15 protein-coding genes are annotated in these 18382 nt (G+C 38.7%); 5 read left to right on the top strand and 10 right to left on the bottom strand.

Annotated features, from left to right (window positions below):
* Positions 1-9: 9 nt before the first annotated feature.
* The 7 genes from R4Z09_RS01240 to iolA form a co-directional block, all read right to left on the bottom strand.
* The gene (locus R4Z09_RS01240) at positions 10-1233 is read right to left on the bottom strand and encodes an MFS transporter (RefSeq protein WP_338450611.1); all 1224 of its coding nucleotides are present in this window, start codon (positions 1231-1233) and stop codon (positions 10-12) included.
* Positions 1234-1510: 277 nt separating this feature from the next.
* Positions 1511-2533, bottom strand: coding sequence for a Gfo/Idh/MocA family oxidoreductase (locus R4Z09_RS01235; RefSeq protein ID WP_338450610.1), 1023 nt, complete (start codon positions 2531-2533; stop codon positions 1511-1513).
* Positions 2534-2613: 80 nt separating this feature from the next.
* Positions 2614-3453 carry a class II fructose-1,6-bisphosphate aldolase gene (gene fba / locus R4Z09_RS01230; RefSeq protein ID WP_338453173.1) on the bottom strand — a complete coding sequence of 280 codons (840 nt, stop codon included), beginning with the start codon at positions 3451-3453 and terminating at the stop codon, positions 2614-2616.
* Positions 3454-3608: 155 nt separating this feature from the next.
* The gene (gene iolD, locus R4Z09_RS01225; protein ID WP_338450609.1) at positions 3609-5519 is read right to left on the bottom strand and encodes a 3D-(3,5/4)-trihydroxycyclohexane-1,2-dione acylhydrolase (decyclizing); all 1911 of its coding nucleotides are present in this window, start codon (positions 5517-5519) and stop codon (positions 3609-3611) included.
* 33 nt (positions 5520-5552) lie between these two features.
* Positions 5553-6530: a 5-dehydro-2-deoxygluconokinase gene (gene iolC / locus R4Z09_RS01220; RefSeq protein WP_338450608.1), complete on the bottom strand. Its 978-nt coding sequence runs from the start codon at positions 6528-6530 to the stop codon at positions 5553-5555.
* Positions 6531-6551: 21 nt separating this feature from the next.
* Positions 6552-7370, bottom strand: coding sequence for a 5-deoxy-glucuronate isomerase (gene iolB, locus R4Z09_RS01215; RefSeq protein WP_338450607.1), 819 nt, complete (start codon positions 7368-7370; stop codon positions 6552-6554).
* A 212-nt stretch (positions 7371-7582) separates the two neighbouring features.
* Positions 7583-9049: a methylmalonate-semialdehyde dehydrogenase gene (gene iolA / locus R4Z09_RS01210; RefSeq protein ID WP_338450606.1), complete on the bottom strand. Its 1467-nt coding sequence runs from the start codon at positions 9047-9049 to the stop codon at positions 7583-7585.
* A gap of 493 nt (positions 9050-9542) precedes the next feature.
* Between iolA and R4Z09_RS01205 the strand changes: the two genes are divergently transcribed.
* The 3 genes from R4Z09_RS01205 to R4Z09_RS01195 all read left to right on the top strand — a co-directional run bounded on the left by R4Z09_RS01205 (position 9543) and on the right by R4Z09_RS01195 (position 13787).
* Positions 9543-10115: a TetR/AcrR family transcriptional regulator gene (locus R4Z09_RS01205; protein WP_338450605.1), complete on the top strand. Its 573-nt coding sequence runs from the start codon at positions 9543-9545 to the stop codon at positions 10113-10115.
* A gap of 146 nt (positions 10116-10261) precedes the next feature.
* On the top strand, positions 10262-12364 hold the full coding sequence (locus R4Z09_RS01200) for an MMPL family transporter (RefSeq protein ID WP_338450604.1): 2103 nt from the start codon (positions 10262-10264) through the stop codon (positions 12362-12364).
* Between the two features lie 163 nt (positions 12365-12527).
* Complete coding sequence (locus R4Z09_RS01195; RefSeq protein WP_338450603.1) at positions 12528-13787, top strand: MFS transporter; 1260 nt, start codon at positions 12528-12530, stop codon at positions 13785-13787.
* Positions 13788-13906: 119 nt separating this feature from the next.
* Here R4Z09_RS01195 and R4Z09_RS01190 read toward each other — a convergent pair whose 3' ends face one another.
* Positions 13907-14728 carry a phytoene/squalene synthase family protein gene (locus R4Z09_RS01190; RefSeq protein ID WP_338450602.1) on the bottom strand — a complete coding sequence of 274 codons (822 nt, stop codon included), beginning with the start codon at positions 14726-14728 and terminating at the stop codon, positions 13907-13909.
* A 263-nt stretch (positions 14729-14991) separates the two neighbouring features.
* On the opposite strand from R4Z09_RS01190, the gene R4Z09_RS01185 reads away from it, so the two are divergent.
* A complete protein-coding gene (locus R4Z09_RS01185; RefSeq protein WP_338450601.1) occupies positions 14992-15732 on the top strand; it encodes a polysaccharide deacetylase family protein in 741 nt (246 codons plus the stop codon).
* Positions 15733-15748: 16 nt separating this feature from the next.
* Positions 15749-16750 carry an ABC transporter substrate-binding protein gene (locus tag R4Z09_RS01180; protein WP_338450600.1) on the top strand — a complete coding sequence of 334 codons (1002 nt, stop codon included), beginning with the start codon at positions 15749-15751 and terminating at the stop codon, positions 16748-16750.
* Positions 16751-16814: 64 nt separating this feature from the next.
* Here the strand turns inward: R4Z09_RS01180 and R4Z09_RS01175 are convergent, their stop codons facing one another.
* Complete coding sequence (locus tag R4Z09_RS01175) at positions 16815-17564, bottom strand: ABC transporter permease (protein ID WP_338450599.1); 750 nt, start codon at positions 17562-17564, stop codon at positions 16815-16817.
* Positions 17539-18315 carry an ABC transporter ATP-binding protein gene (locus tag R4Z09_RS01170; protein WP_338450598.1) on the bottom strand — a complete coding sequence of 259 codons (777 nt, stop codon included), beginning with the start codon at positions 18313-18315 and terminating at the stop codon, positions 17539-17541. Before R4Z09_RS01170 ends, R4Z09_RS01175 begins: the two co-directional genes overlap by 26 nt.
* Positions 18316-18382 lie beyond the last annotated feature (67 nt).

Raw genomic sequence — 18382 nt, 5'->3', positions numbered from 1 at the left:
GCTGTTTTTTTAAATACTGTTTTCTTTACGATAATCACTTTCCGAAGCTTTACTCTCCAATGCCTTTAACCGCACCTCACTTCTGCTCCAAAAAATGATCAACACGGTTGCAATCATCCCTAATACCCCTGCAAAATAGAATCCTGCCTGAATTCCCATGAGTGAATTGAAAAAACCTGCAAAAAAAGGCCCGCCAAAAATACCAATGGCATATAAAGCCTGATATGCTCCCATCGCAGTAGCTCTTTTTTCCGGAGAGATTTTATCAATGGACATTCCCAACAATAAAGGAAAGATTAATCCTAGTGAAAATCCGCTAATCGCTTGAACGAACAAGAATAAAGCTTTTGTTTGTACAAGGGGGATGGCTAGAGTGATAACAGCAGCCATGGAAAAGGCCCATTTCAACGATCTCCATTCCCCTAGAAGCGGAACCAGCACCTTCCCCATAAAAAGAGTTGCAATGGCATGCGGAATCATAAAAGCAAAGACGATAAATGTAAGCTCACTAGTTTTAAACCCAATTTGCAGCGCATAGTTGGATGTAAATCCGAACATCGTCAAAAAAATGATGCTATGGGCAATAATCGATAATAGCGCAACTTTTAACAAGGAAGGTTCCTTCATAACAGACACAAGCTCTTTTAATTTCACAGGCTCTCTAGTAATCTTATCTTTTGGCTCATATACAAAAATAGAAAGAATGGCACCTAAAATGCTGAATAAAACACCGATCCAAAACGACGCCTTCCATCCCCATGTTTCAACAATATAGCCGCTGAATGCCATGCCTAGAAATTGTGCCAATACAACAATAAATGAGATACTTCCCATGGCACGATGGACTTCATTAGGGGCAAAATAGCCCGGGTATAGGACTGTAAAAGCGACCCATGATGCTGCAGAAACTCCGGCAAGAGCACGGGCGGCCAGAATCAACCCTAAACTATCTGTGAATAAAAAGATCAGACAGCTGGTCATACTCGCTAACATGCCTAATATAATAAATGGTTTTCTAAGTTTCAAAAGGTCTGAGAAAATCCCGATTGGCAGCCGACATAGAAGCTGGGTAATCCCATAGCTGCTCAAAACAATTCCAATAAAGCTATATTGTGCCCCTATTGATTCCATATAGGGCGACAGTATCGGGACATACATAAACTGTGGAAACCACAAAAGAAATGAAACAACGATAAATAAATTTTTACTCCTGGCAAAACGTAACTCCCCCATCAAACCACTTCCGTTTTTCGGCAATTTTAAAAAAAGCCTGGCAAGAAAATTGCCCGGCTTTCCACAGTGTAAAATAAAGTCGGATTTGTTATGCTAATATCTCATTCATCTTTCTCAAATCTTTATCATCTATAACAACATCAATCGCTTTTACAGTATCACTAATTTGTTCAGGACGCTTTCCACCAGGAATGACTGCATCAACGCCTTTAATAGACTCCTTTCTTTATTGTCATTATCAATAAATTTCAGTTAATCGTTAGACTTAAATATTGTATTAGACTTTTACTAGATTAGACTTATATAGATCTGGGCAATCATCCATTTTAATCTCTACACGTTTTCCTGTTTCTCTTGCTAACGTTCCAGCTGTGGTCGTAACAGATGCTACATATCCATCCCAAGCAGTTGGTCCATTTAAATCATCTGCTTTTACGGAATCAACCCAAAGCTGAAGCTCTTGTTCATAAGCCGCTTCAAATCGTTGTTCCCAATCCATAGGGATTCCTGTATAGTCTTTTCCTGCTGTACGAACACTAGAATAGGACGGGTTTGATAAGGAAACCATTCCATCCACACATACAACTTCACATTTTATATCATATCCATAATTACAATTCACAAAGATTTCAACATCAATATGGATCCCTGATTCAGTTTCTAAAATAAGGATTTGTGGGTCATGCAATTTCTCATGTGTATGAGAAGTTCGTTTTGGCATAATAACCTGTACTGCCACATAATCTTCATTTAATAACCACCGTAATACATCAATTTCATGGACAGCACTATTGACTATTGCCATTGGAGTATCATAGTTCTCTCCTGATGAAACATTGCGATGTGCACAGTGGAGCATTAGTACCTCTCCTAGCTTACCGCTGTCGATCATTTCTTTTAACTCCATGTAGCCTCTATCATATCTTCTCATAAACCCTACTTGAACCAACCTTTTACCGAGCTTTACTTCTGTATCGACAATTCTTTTGCATCCTTCTGCTTCAACAGCCAGCGGCTTTTCACAAAAGACATATTTGTTATGATTGATCGCTTCTAATACATATTTTTCATGTGTTGGATCCCATGATGTAACAACAACTGCATCGACTTCAGGGAGGCTAATAAGCTCTTCGCCTGTTCTGACAAACTTAGCACCGACTTCTTGAGCAATTTGTTCAGCTCTCTCCGCATTAAGATCCGTAACAGCAACGACTTTAGCACCCTTTACTTTATTGGTAAATCTACGAATATGATCCTGCCCGATTGCCCCTGTCCCAATAACCCCAATCTTCAATTCCACCGTAACCCCTCCTAATTATTAAGGAATATTGATAATTGAGTAAAGGGAATGACTATTACAGCCACCCCCTTCCTGTTGAATTATGCTTTGTTGCTTGATTTAAACTCTTTTATTTTCGCTTTTACTGTTTCTTTAACTGCTTCTTTACCTGGTGTAAGAATTGCACGGGCATCGTATAAATTACTGTCATTTGCCAATACTTCACGTACTGCTTTTGTCCAAGCTTGTAAACATTCAGTATTCACATTAATTTTTGCATGTCCAAGCTCGATGGATTTCTGGATTTGATAATCCGGTATACCGGAGCCCCCATGTAAAACAAGCGGAATATTCGTTAACTCTGATATTTGCTTCATTTCGTCAAAACCAAGCTTCGGCTCACCTTGGTAAGGTCCGTGAACAGAGCCAAGTGCAGCAGCTAATGCATCAATACCTGTTTCTTTTACAATACGTACACATTCCGCTGGATCTGCATATTGGATACCGCCGATTAGACCATCTTCATTTCCGCCTACCGTTCCAACCTCTGCTTCAACAGAGACCCCATGCGGGCGGGCATAGTCTACAACCTGCTTTGTCATAAGAATGTTTTCTTCAATCGAATGGTGTGAGCCATCAATCATAACCGAAGTATATCCTGCATCAATCGCTTCCCTACATCGTGCTACCGACATACCATGGTCTAAATGCAAGGCAACAGGAACAGTAATATTCTTTTCCTCTACTATTCTATTAACCATTGCAGCAATTGTTTTAAATCCGCCTAAGTAATCTACAAGCCGATCGGAGGACGAAACAATTACAGGAGAATTCTCCTCTTGCGCTGCTTCTAAAATAGCTTCCGCCCATTGAAAGTTGTTAATATTAAATGCGCCAATTGCATATTTACCCTCTTTTGCTTTTTCAAGCATTCTCTTCATAGAAACTAACTTTGATGAAATCGATGTTGTCACTTGTACCTCACCTCTCTTACTTTTTTAAAAATCACTATAAAAGTAATTTAAATTTTCAATAAATAATTTCGTTTTTTAAATAGCGAGGGCTTGTTATACCCTCGCCACAATAGTAGTTTCTATTAATATTGTTTAGCCATTTCTAATTTTTGCTTTCTTGCTTCACTTGCTTCCTGAATGCTTTCTTTGTTAGATACTTCTGCCACACCGACATTCCACCAGCTTTCATAGCCGTCTGTCATTGTTTTTGGAAGTACTTTAATATCAATTAAAGTCGATACTTCCTGCTTTTTCGCATCCTCTAAGGCAGCCTTCAATTGTTCAATTGTATTGACACGATATGTTTTTGCACCATAGCCTTCTGCTACTTTTGCATAATCAATATTTAATATCTTGTTATCGTGTGTTCTGAATTCACAGAAGTAACTTCCGCCGCCATGATCCATTTGCAGGTTATTAATACAACCAAACCCAGAGTTATCAAAAAGGACAACATTGATTTTTTTATTGTATTGGATAGCTGTAATTAATTCTGAATGAAGAAGAAGGAAGCTTCCATCACCTACAAGAGAATATACTTCTTTATCAGGCTCCGCCAATTTAACGCCTAATGCACCTGAAATTTCATAGCCCATGCATGAATAGCCATATTCAACATTATACGTATTTGGTACTGTTGTATTCCAAATACGCTGTACGTCACCTGGAAGAGAACCCGCTGCAGTGATAATGGTACTGTCAGGTGCAACAGTATCATTTACAGCTAGTAATGCTGTTGTTTGAGCTAACTCTGTGTTAAGCGCATCCGCATACTCATTAAGAATTTCTTGAGAGAAATGACCTTTTACTTCTGGAGTAAAGTTTTCACGAGTGAATGTCACTTCGCTTAGACGCTCACGCTCTGCATTCCACTCTTCCTTCAATTCAGTAATCGTATTACCAAATTCACTTTCGTAACCATCTAATAGCGATGCCAATTGCTCTAAAGTTGTTTTTGCATCAGCTACTACTTGGAATGCATCCAATTTATATGCCTGAAGGCGGCTTATGTTAATGTTTAAGAACTTTGTTTGTTCAAAATCGAAAGCTGTTTTAGATGAAGTAGCAAAGTCTGTGTATCTTGTACCAATACCGATTACTAAATCAGCCTGACGGGCTGCTTTGTTGGCAGCAAGGGTTCCAGTAATCCCCATTCCACCTAAATTATTTTTGAAATTAGATTCTACAGTTGCTTTCCCTGCTTGAGTTTCTACTAGCGGGATATTATGTTTTTCAGAAAGTGCAATTAAAATGTCACGAGCTCCAGAATACTTTGCACCACCGCCAACTAAAATGAGAGGCTTTTTGCTTGCCTTAATCAATTCAGCTGCACCGTGCAGTTCACGTTCAACTGGTGATTTACGATCTAAATAGTGAACCCGTTTTGCAAAAAACTTTTCATCATAATCGTAAGCTTCCCCTTCAACATCCTGTGCAATACAAATTGTTGCAGGGCCGGCTTTGCCCGGATCTGTCATGACTTCAAAAGCACGGATTAAGCTTGACATTAACTGTTCAGGACGTGTAATACGATCCCAATATCTTGAAACAGGTTTTAGGGCATCGTTTGTTGTTACCGCTAAGCTATATTCCTGTTCAACCTGCTGCAAAACAGGGTCAGGCTGTCTTGTAGCAAATGTATCGCCAGGGATAAATAATACAGGGATATTGTTTGCTAATGCCGTTCCTGCAGCCGCTGCCAAGTTTGCTGAACCTGGTCCTACTGATGTTGTAACAGCATATATATTTCGACGTAACATTTGTTTGCTGTAGGCAATGGCAGCATGTGCCATCCCCTGCTCGTTTTTACCTTGGATAACTTTTAGGTGACCGGCATCTTGCTCAAGCGCTTGACCAATTCCCAATACGTTTCCATGACCAAATACATTAAAGATACCTTCTACAAAAGGAAATTCTTCACCATCAACATGTATATATTGCTGGTTCAAAAATTTGATTAAAGCCTGTGCTGTTGTTAATCTAATTTTCCCCATAATTTCTCTCACCTCGAGCAGATTTCTAACCGATTATGATCTTTCAGCAATTAATTGTTCGATTTCTTCAACAGTCGGCATGGCTTCAGAAGAGCTGTGTTTGCTGACAACGATTGCTGCAGATGCACTGCCGTATTTTAGAGCGGTTTCAATATCTTTACCAGAGATTAATGCGTATAGGAAAGCAGATGCATAGGAATCACCAGCGCCGAATGTTTTTAACACTTTTGTTAAGTAAGCATGACCTCTGAAGGTTTCGCCTGATTTTGTATAAGCATAAGAACCTTCAACACCATGTTTAATAACAACTAATTCTGGTGAATGCTTAAAAAGACTTGCAATGGTGGCGTCGTTATTGCCTTCTTCTACATTTTCCATTACATCAAATTCATCACGAGTACCAACTACTACATCTGATTGTTGTGCAACCAAAGTATAGTAAACAGATGTTTCTTCTTTTGAAGCCCAAGTGTAGCCACGGTAGTCTAATTCGAAAATGACTTTTACATCATTTTTCTTAGCAAGCTGTACAGCTTTTAAGACCGCCTCACGAGATGGACTTTTTGCAAGAGCTGTTCCAGAAACTAAAAGGATCTTAGATCTTTTAATGTAGTCTTCGCTTACTTCAGACGGGTCCAAATAAAGATCTGCTACATTATCGCGATACATTAAAATGCTGCACTCTTGCGGGCTTAAGATTTCTGTAAAAGCCAAGCCTGTCTTATGTCCTTCATTATCCACTACCATCTGTGATGTATCAACACCAACGCCAGCCATATATTGTTCAATAAAACGTCCATGCTGATCATCTGCAAGCTTTCCAATAAAGCCTGCTTTTAAGCCTAATTTAGATGTTCCAATCGCAATATTCGCCGGTGAACCACCTACATATTTTTTAAATGTCATGGTTTCTTCCATCGGACGATTATATTCAATAGCGTTTAAGTCCATGCAGGCACGGCCAATCGCGATAATATCAAATTCTCTATCTGTACGAAATTCGACTTTCATTTTCCGGACAACTCCTCTAATTTATTTTCGGTTTAAAATCCATTCATGAGCTGGATCGTTATGGAATTTCCAAATCTTCGTAGGTCCTGCCATTACATTTAAATAGTAGGAATCGTAGCCATCAGGAACTGCAACAGGATGATACCCAGCAGGTACAACGACTACATCACCGTTCTCAACAGCCATTGTTTCATCTATTGAGCGATCATCTGTATATACACGTTGGAATACAAATCCTTGACGCGGGTTCATTTCATGATAATAAGTCTCTTCTAAAAATGATTCATGCGGCAGGTTGTCTTGATCATGTTTGTGCGGAGGATAGCTTGACCAGTTTCCGCCATCTGTGTAGACCTCAACAACTAGTAAACTATTAGCAGAAGGATCTGAATCTGTTAGCATATTGTGAACCATGCGTTTATTATTATACTTCCCTCTGTGTTCAATGCCGACATCCTCAGCCTTAATCAGCTTTGTCGGAAGCTGTTTTTCTGACGGTGAGTAGCAAAGAACAACGCGCGCAGGACTGACTGCAGTTACTTCGAACGTGCGGTCATTTGATACATAAACACTGTCAGTTGGTTTCTTTTCGAAAACGCTTTCTCTTGTACCGATATTTTCGAATGTTTGCTCTTGGTCTGTCACAGTGATTTTTCCTGTTAAGGCAACAATGCAGCATTCAATCTTTCCTAATTCTTCTTTATATACAGCATCAGGAGCTAAATCAACCACTTTAAAGCCGACGTACTCTAATGGTGAATTTTCGGATGTAAACTCGTGGACAACTGTAAATCCAGCTGCAGATTCTACTGTATTGGGTTTGCGGAGCAATTTACTCACTATGTAATCTCCTCCTGTCATTTGGATGATATTTCTTTATTTTATAGACGCTAAGCATATATGCCCATCTTAGTCAGGTTCTTACTTGCATTTTACAAATAGTTATTTTACTATTTAAACAAGTTGATATTCTTAAACAACCACTTATTGATGGCTATTATCCCAGCAGACTTTGCAAGGATAATAGCCGCTTTTTTTTACGTTAAAAGTTATTATTCAAAGCTAGGTGCTTTATAGTTTGCTGTTACAACTTTTTTACGAGTATAGAATTCAACACTGTCTTTTCCGTTTGCAGGAAGTGTTCCAAAGAATGAAGACTTCCAGCCAGAGAATGGGAAGAATGCCATTGGAGCTGGAACACCTAAGTTAACTCCTAGCATACCTGCATCAATATTTTCACGGAAGTAACGGATTGATGAAGCATTTGATGTATAGATACATGCACCGTTTGCAAATTCTGATTCATTTGCTGTTTCAACCGCTTCTTTCAAGTTTTTCACACGAATAATTGATAATACCGGAGCGAAGATTTCATCTTTCCAGATTGACATATCTGTTGTTACTCCGTCAAAAATAGTTGGTCCTACAAAGTATCCTTCTTCAGGAGCACCAAGTTCACGGCCATCACAAACAAGTTTTGCACCTTCTTCAATCCCTTTTTGAATATAGCCAAGTGTACGTGTTTTGTTTTCTTCTCTGATCACTGGGCCTAAGAATACCCCTTCATCTAAGCCGTTACCAATTTTCACTTCTTTCGATCTCTTAACTAATAGATCAAGGAACTCATCTGCTACTCCTTCTTCTACTGTTACAACAGAACAAGCCATGCAGCGTTCACCGGCTGAACCGAAAGCAGAAGCAATAACATTTGTTGTTGCAAGGTCTAAATCAGCATCATTTAGAACGATGGAGTGGTTTTTAGCTCCAGTTAAAGCTTGTACACGCTTTAAGTTCTGACTTCCGCGCTTATAGACATATTCTCCGACAGGCTTAGAACCAACAAATGAAATCGCCTTAACTTCTGGGTGATCAAGGATTCCGTTCACGACATCGTGTGCACCATTTACTACGTTGAATACACCTTTAGGAAGCCCCGCTTCAGTTAGTAAGTCTGCTAACTTTTCAGTTAAAAGCGGAGTTCTTTCAGATGGCTTTAATACAAATGTATTACCTACTGCAATGGCCATTGGGAACATCCAGCATGGAACCATCATTGGAAAGTTAAATGGTGTAATTCCACCAACAACTCCGATTGGATAACGATAGTTTGTTGCTTCAACATCTGTTGCAATGTTAGTTAGTGAATCGCCCATCATTAAAGCAGGTGCACCAGCTGCAAATTCAACGTTTTCAATTCCACGGCCAACTTCGCCTAGAGCTTCTGTTGTATTTTTACCATTTTCAATTGTGATTAAGCGAGCTAATTCATCTTTATTTTGTTGTAATAATTGTTGGAAATTAAATAGGATTCTTGCACGTTTTTGAACAGGAACGTTTCTCCACTTTTTGAACGCTTCTGCTGCAACTTCAGCTGCATAATCAATATCTTCTTTTGTTGATAGAGGAACCTGGGCAATCACTTCTCCTGTAGCTGGGTTATAAACATCTTCATATTTCGTTGTTTTACTTTCTACCCATTCACCGTTAATAAAGTTTTTAATTTTTCTAACTTCTGCCATGTGTTTCTTCCTCCTTAAGTTTGAATACCATTCTGTATTAATAGATATCATTCTAGTAAAATCTTAATTGGTAAATTTATTTCAAGAGATAACTGCCTAAATAATTTTTCAACAACCTTACAAAAGAATATTTACGAATCTGTTTAGCTATTGTTTTTTATTAACTTTTGGTTATCTTTTGGTTATCTTTGATTCCATCTTAATACTAAAACCGCTTTCAGTCAACCGTTTTTTTGATATTCTTTTTATAATTGAGTATATGTATACGATTTCATTTTACTTTTTGATTGAAATTTCAATGTTTCTGTATAAACTATTGGTTATATTTTGGTAATGTTGAATCCATAATAATATTAATTAACCCATTCAGTCAATCATTTTAATGGTTTAAGAGATACTCATAGAAGTAACTCATCCTGCAATAAATAATAAACAGGATGATAAAATTTTAGCTCAATTGGTATAATGTTATAATAAGTACTGAGGTGAGTATATGGCACGTGAACGGAAGTTTTCAAAAGAAGAGTTATTTCATGTTACAAAAGAGCTGCTGCTGCTTCATGGGTATGAAGGATTTTCCTTCAGTCTTTTGGCAGAACATTTAGATGTATCAAGAGGAACCATCTATAAGTACTATACGAATAAAGAAGAATTAGTAACTGACTACATGATTCATGAAATGAATCAATTTTTGGTTGAACTAAGAAAAATTGAACAGTATTCAGGTTTTGATGCTCAGTTTGATTATCTTTTAGATATTATCCTAAAGAAAAGTGAGATTCACCGCTTTATTGGAATGAGTGCTCAAATTCCAACGGGTACAAATGAAAGCGTAAAGAAGAATAAACAAGCTTTAGACAAACTCCATATCGATATGTATGGCTACCTGCAAAGCTTTATCCAGCTTGGAAAGGACGAATCCAAATTACAGCCTCACCTTGCCAATGGATTAATGCTGGGATTTATCTTTCAATCAGTGGCGATACCTAACCATTTCGGTATTCCTCATTCAGAATGGGTTCAATCGATAAAGGAAATTATTAGCCATGGCATGTTTGTTTCTTAATAATTGACACATGTGTCATTTTCACTGATAATTATTAGTGACACAAGTGTCATTTTATATTCACAAAAGTGACACTTGTGTCACTTTTGAAATTCTATTCTTTATAATAGATATCGTTTGAAAATAAATGATAAAGGAGTGGAAAAATGAAAACAATTATTCATTACATTACAGATCGTGTAACAACCAAGAAAGGAATGTGGCTTACACTGATGATTTGGCTGGCAGCCACAGTATTGTTAGCTGCCCTTGCACCAAGCGCCAAGGAATATGAGGTTTCAAGTATTGCTTCAATACCAGAAGATGCTCAATCCGTTATTGCGCAAAATAAAGTAGACCAATATTTTTCTGAGGATGAAGGAACTCCAGGAATACTGGTGTTTCAATCAGAAAAAGCAGAAGTTAAATTAGAGCAGCTCATTGACTTTTTTGCAAAGATTGAAAAAGATATCGACGGGGTGGAACAAGTTGTACCATTAGCTGCCCTGCCGCCTCAAGCAACTGCCGGTTTCTTTTCTGAAGATAAACAGACAGCCGTCATTCCGCTAACCTTTGATTCGACTTTAGAATCGAAAGAATTAAGGGAAAGACTTGAGCAGATTCAGGCTATAGCAGAGGAGACAACTAACCTGAATCTATATGTTACCGGCCCTGCAGGGATTGCAGTTGATTCCTTGAATCTTTTTTCCCGGGCTGATGTTGTTCTTATCTTATCAACAGTCGGATTAATCCTTATCCTATTAATTGTGATATACCGTTCACCTATGTTGGCATTAATCCCGCTATTAGCCACGGCCTTTGTATACGAAGTGGTCTATCAGATGCTTGGTTTAATGGGGAAAGCCGGGCTCTTGATGAGTAATCAAACTTTGTCGATCATGACCATCCTGTTATTCGCTGCTGTCATTGATTACTCATTGTTTGTCTTCTCTCGCTTCCGTGAAGAATTAAAGATTCACGAAAACAAGTATGAGGCAATGAAGTGGGCAATGAGAGAAACAGGCATGCCTGTGTTCTTTTCCGGCGGAACCGTATTAGCTGCGATGCTTGTCTTGTTTTTTGCTGAATTTGGCGACTATCGAAATTTCACGCCTACCTTTGCCACAACAATGGCCGTCATCATGATGGCTTCCATCACACTGATTCCCGCACTGTTTATGCTTTTTGGAAGAAAGTCATTTTGGCCTAAAGTTCCGCATGTTGGTGATCAGCATATTAAAGGCAATTCCATCTGGAGTAAAATAGGACGGTTTGTTACAACGAAACCTGGTTTGGCTGCTGCCATCATTGGAATTATTCTACTGATATCTGCCAGCAACCTTGTCAATCTCAAATATGAGTTTGATACGATGAAGTCTTTCCCAGATGATATGCCTTCAAGAGTGGGATATGAAATTTTAGAAGATAAGTTTGATAAAGGAGACCTCGCACCGACAACGGTTTTATTTGAAGGGAAGAAGGCTCTCACGAAAGAAGATCAAGATGAATTGATTGCTGTTTTATCGGAGCAGGAAGAAGTCAGTAACGTCCGCCTTAGCGGCTTAACCGAGGATCAAAAGGTCATGAATCTTAGCCTCACATTTAAGGAAAGCCCATATGCAGTTAAAACAATGGATGCTCTGGAAAAAATGAGAGATAAAGCAGATCAATTAGTATCAGATAGCGGGTTAAACGGAGAACTCCACTTTGCCGGTGAAACGGCGAAAAAAGTAGATGACCGGTCTGCTAATAATAGAGACCTTATCGTAATTGTCTTGTTAGAAACCTTGTTAATCTTCCTATTACTGATTGTGTTGACCAAATCATTCAGGATGCCGATTTACATGATGGGTACTATTTTAATATCCTTCCTGGCAGCCTTGGGCTTAGGCATGTTTTTAACTAATCTATTCTTTGATATTGATACGATCTCGAACAGGGTACCGCTGTATGCCTTTGTCTTTTTAGTTGCGCTTGGAATAGACTATAATATTATTCTAATCTCTAGATTCCAGGAAGAAAGACGAACGCATCCGGTTAAAAAGGCAGTTGAAATTGCCGTTTCCCATACGGGGGGCGTCATTTCTTCAGCCGGAATTATTCTGGCCGCAACGTTTGCCGTCCTGATGACACAGCCGGTTGAACTATTGTTTGTCTTTGGCTTTATTGTTGCAGTCGGAATTCTATTAGATACCTTCCTAATCAGGGGTATTTTATTACCAGCACTCCTTGTTTTACTTGAAAAGGATAAAGTGAAAGAAACTAATTAACAAGAAGAGGCCGATCCAGGTATGTGCTATTACAGCCGTGGATTGGCTTTTTCTTTTGGGATAGCAACATAGTACTTGCTTACTATTAATAAGCTAATATATGAATGTTTGAACGAAGGAAACTAACCTCATCGAATTGTGGATGTGATAGAAATCGGAGGTCATGATACTGAAAGCAAACAAGGATTTTTCCTACTGCAAGATTTTTATCATCGGAAGCGGATTCTTAACTTTAATGCTTGTCTGGACATTTTATAATGCCTACATGCCGCTCATTTTAGGGGATTTTATTAAGAGTAAAGCGATTCGCGGTGCAATTATGGGCATAGATAATTTACTTGCTGTTCTGCTAATTCCTGTTATCGGGGCATGGTCAGATAAAGTCGATACAAAAATAGGAAAGCGGCTCCCTTTCATTGTCGTCGGAATGCCGGTTGCCGCTCTTTTCTTTATTTCGATTCCTTACGGTGCTTCTTTATCTTTTTGGGCCTTGATCACGGTTGATATTACTTTCTTACTTGCTATGACAATATTCCGTGCTCCTGTTATTGCCCTCATGCCTGATCATACACCGACCGAAAAACGGTCATCTGCTAACGGCGTCATTAATTTTATGGGCGGTATTGGCGCAATCATCGCTTTATTCGGCTTATCCTATTTATATGGTTTGAATCGTGCTTACCCTTTTCAAGCTGCAGGTCTATTGCTGCTGCTGACCTTTATTCTTCTCTATATGACCGTTGACCGTAATCCTCCTTACGGCGGGTATACAGCAGCTGATTTAGAAGAAACTAAAGTGTCCCATTCCTTTATTGCAGATCTCCGTCATCTGGCAAGGCCTGAATTTAGGGGACAGCTTCTTATCTTATTGGCGATTTTTGTTTACTTTATTGGGTATACCGGTGTAGAAGCTTTATTTACGGTGTATGCTGTTGAATATCTAAATATGAAGGAAAGTACAGCAGGTTTAACACTTGGCTTTTTCAGCCTTGCCTTTGTTCTTTTTGCGATTCCTGCAGGATTAATGGGAAATAAATGGGGAAAGCTCCCGCTCATGCGTGCCGGACTTATCCTTCAACCCCTCTTCTTTCTTAGTATCCCGCTGCTTCCATTCTTCTTGGCTTTATTCCCTGCTTTAAACGAACTTCTTCTATTACAAATCATTCTTTTTATAGGCGGTATTACATGGGCCCTTGTCAACGTTCAAGCCTATCCACTTGTTGCTGATTTAGGAGGAAAAGACAAAATTGGCTTATTCACAGGCCTATATTACTTATTCTCCATGGCTGCAGCCATCATTGCCCCAAGCCTATTAGGACTTATGATGGACCTATTCACTTACCCTGCGCTCTTCTATAGCTCAGCCATAAGCTTTGTCATCGCTTTTTACTTACTCAGAAAAGGCAGCCGGCTTTTACATTGAAAGATTAGGCCTTGCTCGTTAGTTAGTTTAAATCTTCAGCACTTGAACCGGTCCTCTGCCTCCATATAAAAATGCGGCGGTCAATAAAGATACCCTTTGACCGCCGCATTCATCTTAACTTATATATTTCCAACTACTTTCCCTACTGCCTTTAACACTTCTAATCTGCTCATTTTTTCTCTTCCATCTATTAAAGCCTGCAGTGTACCGTGTGCAAGTTCCAAAGGAATCCTACAGAACTTTAGTATCGAATCATTTTTAATATCTTTTACATATAAATCGGCCTTCTCCAGATTGCGGCGGGCATAAGAAAACATATCTTCTAATGTCCAGCTTTCCGGAAAGAAGCTGACACCGCGGTCCTTGTCCTCATGGTGGTTACGAAGAATATTAACTGCCTGCAAGCCGCGCCCGAATGCGATCGCTAAATGCTCATCTGCTTCCGTTTGGTCATACCACTTCCAAATATCTGTCAGCATTACACCTACTAAGCCTGCTACATAATAAGTATATTGATCAAGATCCTCTTCATTTTGAATTTGCCAATCTTTATTTACCCAATCAGCCATCCCTTTTGCCATAACCGATGTTGCTTCCAATACTTTGTCTACAATCGTTACTGGACAAAGCTTAATCCACTCAGCAAGCTGCAAGGTAACCTTTGGTAACTGTGATTGATATGGTTGAAAAAGCTCTGTTAACTCTTCCTCATGAGATGATTTCTGGAGAATTTGACTAATGGAAAATAAAAGATAACTTTTATCTGTTGAGTGAAGATCGGGGTGATCTTCTATCTCATCAATTGCCCTCATACATAAGTAAGCAGATGCAACAGCTTCCTGTAATCCTTTTGCCAGATGACTGATTGGAATATAGAATGTCCGGCTCGTCGCTTTAAGTGTATCTCTAGCATTTTTATTTAAATACCTTGTTTCGCTCACCCTGTAAAGCCTCCTTATTTTCCTGTAATTTTACTATTTATAGACAAATCTTTCATATGAAAAGACTACAAAATCAATCAATAAAATTTCTTTTCTAATATATATCGCTAATTGAATGTAAACTATCTCTATTTTAAATTATACGATTATAAAAGCCAATAAACAACCAAGACTCATCAATAACCACCCGTTTCCAAAATGAGGTTGACTTGTAAAATAAAGAGAATCTATAATATAGTGAAATAGTTAACAAGGAGGTCTTTATGTCATTTTCTGTCCTTATGTATCATGAAATAAGAAAAGAACAGGAGTTTAATCCAGAGAAGCCATCACATATTGATGTGAAGCAGAATTATGATGATATCCTGCCATCACCGCTCTTTGTCACTCTTGAACACTTTGAAGAACAAATGGCTTATTTACATGAACAAAACTATCAAACATTAACATTAGCTGAAACAAAGGATTATTATCGTGGAAAAACAATTTCAGAAAAGTCTGTACTGCTTACCTTTGATGATTGCTTTCAATCAGTGAAAGAGTATGCCTACCCCATTTTAAAAACGTACGGATTTCGGGCCACTGCCTTTGTGGTTACAAGTTGGCTGCAGGATACGGCAAAGGAGTTTAATCCAAAAGAATCTGTCTGTATGACGAAAAATGATTTGGCGGATCTCTCGGATGTCTTTGAATATGCTAATCATACTCACTCCTTTCATCAAAGATCAAATGCTGAAACAAGTAAGATGATGGAAGCAAGTGACGAGGAATTTTCACTGGATCTCGATACCTGTAATGAATTTGTAGGTGTAAAGGATGTTTTCGCTTATCCATTTGGATTATTTAATGAACGAAATGTTTCTCTTTTAAGGAAAAAAGGGTTTACTTTAGCCTTTACAACAGAAACCGGTAAGAATGACCGGCAGACCGACCCACTATTGCTCAAGCGGAATGCCATTCCGTACTTTATCAATTTAGATACTTTCAAGAAAATAGTTCAGTAAACGATTGGAGAATGTAATGATGAAAAAAAGATTATTAGCTCCACTGTTACTTGTCTTCTTATTATTTTTATCAGCTTGTGGTAACGGAAATGAAAATGAATCAGCCGAAAAGGACGAAAATACAAAGGAAGAACCAAAAACAGAAACAAAGGCGGCAGAGCCTTCCGGTGAAAAAATGACAATCGGAGTGTTGCCTGCTGAATCTGCGATTCCAATTATCCTAGCGAAAGAGAAGGGATTTTTTGAAGAGGAAGGCGTCAATGTTTCGATTAAATCCTTCTCATCACCTAATGATCGAAATGTTGCTGTTCAGGCGAAAGAGCTTGATGCTGCAATCGGTGATGTGATGACAGAGGCCACATTCAAAGACAATGGAATTAACATGAAGATTACCTCTGATATTAGCGAGGATTTCAAAATTCTTTCTTCACCGGATTCCGGCATCACTGAAATGAGCGGATTAAGCGGCAAGAAGGTCTCCCTTGTTCCAAACTTTATCTTAGAATACATAATGGATGAATTTGCGAAAAAAGATAAATTTGACTATGAGATTGTAGAAATCCCTTCCTTCTCCGGAAGAGCAGAAGCATTATTATCCAACCAAATTGACGGGGTTGTTTTTACAGAGCCGCAGGCAGGCATGCTTGTTAAGCAAGGTGCCCATTTATTAGGCAGTTCAAAGGAAGCAGGTATCAAAGGCGGTACTATCCAATTTACGGATGAAATGATCGAATCAAAATCGGCTGATATTAAAGCCTTCTATACTGCCTATAATAAAGCAGTGGATTATATGAATGATACAGAAGCCGCGGAATACAGCGATATCTTAACGAAGTATCAATTCCCCGAACAAATGAGCGACTATTTAGCCAGCATGCCGGATGACATTGCACATGCTGGTAAGATTGATCAAGACCAATTTGACAGCATTATCAAATGGACAAAGGAAAAAGGACAAATTAAGAAAGAATACTCCTATAAAGAATTAACTGACTTCAGCTTTATCGAAGAAAAATAAATAGGGTGTTTGGCACCAAAAAAGACAAATGGATCCCATTTGTCTTTTTGTGATGCCACCTTTGTTATCTTGCTGCCCATGGGGTAAAGTGAGCTTCCAATACATCTAACAGTTTAAAGAAGAGTAAACCGATAAACCCTAAAACGATAATTCCACAAAACATTTCCTCATAATTCATTTTTGTCCATGCACTCATAATAAAGTAGCCGACCCCGTACGTTGTTGCATAGTTTTCGGCAAAAAATAAGGATGCCAGCGAAATGCCAATACTAATGCGCAATCCGGAAAATACCTGGGGCAAAATGGCCGGTATGATAAGAAAGCGATACTGCTGCTTAATCGATGCAGAAAAGCTGTTCATAACTTTAAAGTGGGCGGCAGGAATCTGCAGCACTCCGTCGCGGACAGACAAGATCATTTGAAAAATGATGATCCATATAATCAACATAATTTTGGACACATTCCCCAGGCCAAATAAAAGCATGAAAACAGGCAGAAATGCAACCTTTGGAATCGGGTAAATATAGTATAAAAATGGAGAAAACAGACGATTAATTTTTTTATTCACTCCGAGAAAAATTCCAACCGGAATCCCGAGCAACAAAGAAATGCTCACAGCAACTAGTACTCGTAAAATACTTCCAAGTGAATGAAGACCAAGCTCATCTAAGATCGTAATGAGATATGTAAATGTCTCGAGCGGCGACGGGATCGTGTGTGTGTGGACAAGCAGATGGATAAGTTCCCAAAAAACAATAAAACTAAAGAAACCTACAATCACCTGATTGCTAGCTATTTTTCGTATGATGTTCATGAACCGTTGTCTCCATATTCATTAATTTTCTTATTTCAATACAGGCTTCATAGAACCCCAACTGCTCCTTCGCATCCTTTTGAGCGAAATAAAGATTCTTTACCTCTTGAACCGTTCCATTTTTATTTAAAATCAAAATGACTTCTCCCAAGAATACAGCTTCCTCAATATCATGCGAGACAAATAGAAACGTTGTTTTTAATTTTTGCTGCTGAGCTAAAATCAGCTGCTGAATATGCTCCTTCGTCATTGCATCTAAGGATGAAGTCGGCTCGTCCATTAACAGAAGCTCCGGTTTTCCAATTAACGCCCTTGCAATGGCTACCCGCTGTCTTTGTCCTCCACTTAATTCATGCGGATACTTATCCTTTAAGCCTTCGAGCTCCATTTCTCTTAATAATGAAAGAACCTGTTCTTTAGCAGCAGTTGGATTTTTTTCATTTTTTAGCTCTAACGGCATCATAATCGCTTCCGTAACTGTCTGCCACGGAAAAAGACCTAAATCCTGAAGTAAAAACGCTGTTTGTCCTTTTGATTTTTTTACCGTCTGACCGCCGATTATAAGGCTGCCCTGACTCGGCTGAATGAAACCAGCAATCAGGTTCAACAGCGTACTCTTTCCAACACCAGATTTGCCTATTAAAGCATAGGACGTTCCTTTGTTCAAAGACAGATTAACATGGTTTAAAATAACCTGCTCTCCAAATTGGAAAGAAACATCACTTAGAACTACATAATCCTCATTACTCATAAAGTCCCGTCCTTTAACCATAAATAGATATGATCATAATATCACAAAGAAGCAGAAAACTGCACTG

Source organism: Niallia oryzisoli, from assembly GCF_036670025.1.
GTDB classification, from domain to species: Bacteria; Bacillota; Bacilli; order Bacillales; family Cytobacillaceae; genus Bacillus_BD; species Bacillus_BD oryzisoli.
This window is presented reverse-complemented; position numbering and strand designations above follow the sequence as displayed.

Coding starts and splice junctions, on each gene's coding strand:
- R4Z09_RS01240 (WP_338450611.1), bottom strand. CDS start 1,233: ATGGGGGAGTTACGTTTTGCCAGGAGTAAAAATTTATTTATCGTTGTT.
- fba (WP_338453173.1), bottom strand. CDS start 3,453: ATGAAGAGAATGCTTGAAAAAGCAAAAGAGGGTAAATATGCAATTGGC.
- iolD (WP_338450609.1), bottom strand. CDS start 5,519: ATGGGGAAAATTAGATTAACAACAGCACAGGCTTTAATCAAATTTTTG.
- iolC (WP_338450608.1), bottom strand. CDS start 6,530: ATGAAAGTCGAATTTCGTACAGATAGAGAATTTGATATTATCGCGATT.
- iolA (WP_338450606.1), bottom strand. CDS start 9,049: ATGGCAGAAGTTAGAAAAATTAAAAACTTTATTAACGGTGAATGGGTA.
- R4Z09_RS01205 (WP_338450605.1), top strand. CDS start 9,543: ATGGCACGTGAACGGAAGTTTTCAAAAGAAGAGTTATTTCATGTTACA.
- R4Z09_RS01200 (WP_338450604.1), top strand. CDS start 10,262: ATGAAAACAATTATTCATTACATTACAGATCGTGTAACAACCAAGAAA.
- R4Z09_RS01195 (WP_338450603.1), top strand. CDS start 12,528: ATGATACTGAAAGCAAACAAGGATTTTTCCTACTGCAAGATTTTTATC.
- R4Z09_RS01185 (WP_338450601.1), top strand. CDS start 14,992: ATGTCATTTTCTGTCCTTATGTATCATGAAATAAGAAAAGAACAGGAG.
- R4Z09_RS01180 (WP_338450600.1), top strand. CDS start 15,749: ATGATGAAAAAAAGATTATTAGCTCCACTGTTACTTGTCTTCTTATTA.
- R4Z09_RS01175 (WP_338450599.1), bottom strand. CDS start 17,564: ATGAACATCATACGAAAAATAGCTAGCAATCAGGTGATTGTAGGTTTC.
- R4Z09_RS01170 (WP_338450598.1), bottom strand. CDS start 18,315: ATGAGTAATGAGGATTATGTAGTTCTAAGTGATGTTTCTTTCCAATTT.